The sequence below is a fragment of the Methylosinus sp. R-45379 genome (assembly GCF_001644125.1).
Taxonomy (GTDB): Bacteria; Pseudomonadota; Alphaproteobacteria; order Rhizobiales; family Beijerinckiaceae; genus Methylosinus.
The window spans coordinates 1-1,373 of the sequence record NZ_LUUM01000304.1; the positions used below are offsets into that span (position 1 = coordinate 1).

Below are 1,373 nucleotides of genomic sequence, written 5' to 3' on the forward strand. Positions count from 1 at the left end.
AGGCCGTAGGCCGACGCGCAGCGCGTCCGAGCGCCGCTGGGCGGTCATCGGCGGTTCTCCGGTAGCATCGGTTTGCGATTCGAACGCAACCGAGGAAACACCGATGACCGACGATATGATGAACCTTCGCGCCCTGCTGGAAAAGTCCCCGGACGCGGATTTCCTGCGTGAGATGATCGGCTTCGCCGCCGAGCGGCTGATGGAGCTCGAAGTCGGCGCCCTGACCGGCGCCGCCCACGGCGAGCGTTCGGCGGACCGCCGTGTCCAGCGCAACGGCTATCGTGATCGCGATTGGGAGACGCGCGCCGGGACCGTCGAGCTGCGCATCCCCAAGCTGAGAAAAGGCTCCTACTTCCCTTGCTTCCTCGAGCCGCGCCGCATGGCCGAGAAGGCGCTCGCAGCGGTCATTCAGGAAGCCTATGTGCATGGCGTCTCGACACGCTCCGTCGACGATCTCGTCAAAGCCATGGGCGGCTCCGGCGTCTCCAAGAGCCAGGTCAGCCGGCTCTGCGAGGAGATCGACGAGAAGGTCGACGCCTTCCTCGAGCGCCCGCTGGAGGGCGACTGGCCCTATCTTTGGATCGACGCCACCTATGTGAAGGCGCGCCAGAACGGCCGCATCGTCTCGGTGGCGACGATCGTCGCCGTCGGCGTCAACGCCGACGGACGACGTGAAGTTCTCGGAATGGAAACGGGTCCCTCCGAAGCCGAGACCTTCTGGACGGAGTTCCTGCGCGGCCTGCGCCGGCGAGGACTGCGCGGCGTCAAGCTCGTCATCTCCGACGCGCATGAGGGGCTGAAGGCCGCCGTCGCCAAGGTGATGAACGCTTCCTGGCAGCGCTGCCGCGTGCATTTCATGCGCAACGCGCTCGCCCACGCCGGTAAGAGCGGAAGGCGCGTCGTCTCGGCGCTGATCGCCACCGCTTTCGCGCAAGAGGACGAGAGCGCCGCCAAGGCGCAATGGCGCAAGGTCGCCGATCAGCTCCGGCCGACGCTCCCAAAGCTCGCCGCCTTCATGGACGACGCCGAATGCGACGTGCTCGCCTATGCGAGCTTTCCCAAGGATCACTGGCCGAAAATCCAGTCCACCAACGGCATCGAGCGCCTCAATGGCGAGATCAAGCGCCGCACCGAGGTCGTCGGCATCTTCCCGAACGAGAAGGCGATCAAGCGCCTCGTCGGCGCGATCTTGTTGGAACAGAATGACGAATGGGCCGTGCAGCGTGGCCGCTATATGACCCTGGAAACAATCGCCGCTTTGAGCGATGATCCCATCGTCAAGCTGCCCGCCGTGGCCGCCTGATCAAACCGACTGATGCCGGAGTCCCTCGAACGGGACCGACCTGAGCTACACCATCTCCAGGGGCACGATC

1 protein-coding gene is annotated in these 1,373 nt (G+C 65.3%); it reads left to right on the top strand.

Annotated features, from left to right (window positions below):
* Positions 1–103 precede the first annotated feature (103 nt).
* Positions 104–1,303 (top strand): IS256 family transposase, encoded by a 1,200-nt coding sequence (locus A1351_RS22075; RefSeq protein ID WP_026597690.1) that lies wholly within the window; start codon positions 104–106, stop codon positions 1,301–1,303.
* Positions 1,304–1,373 lie beyond the last annotated feature (70 nt).

Excerpts from the sequence above, each read along its gene's own strand:
- A1351_RS22075 (WP_026597690.1), top strand. The coding sequence starts at position 104 with ATGACCGACGATATGATGAACCTTCGCGCCCTGCTGGAAAAGTCCCCG.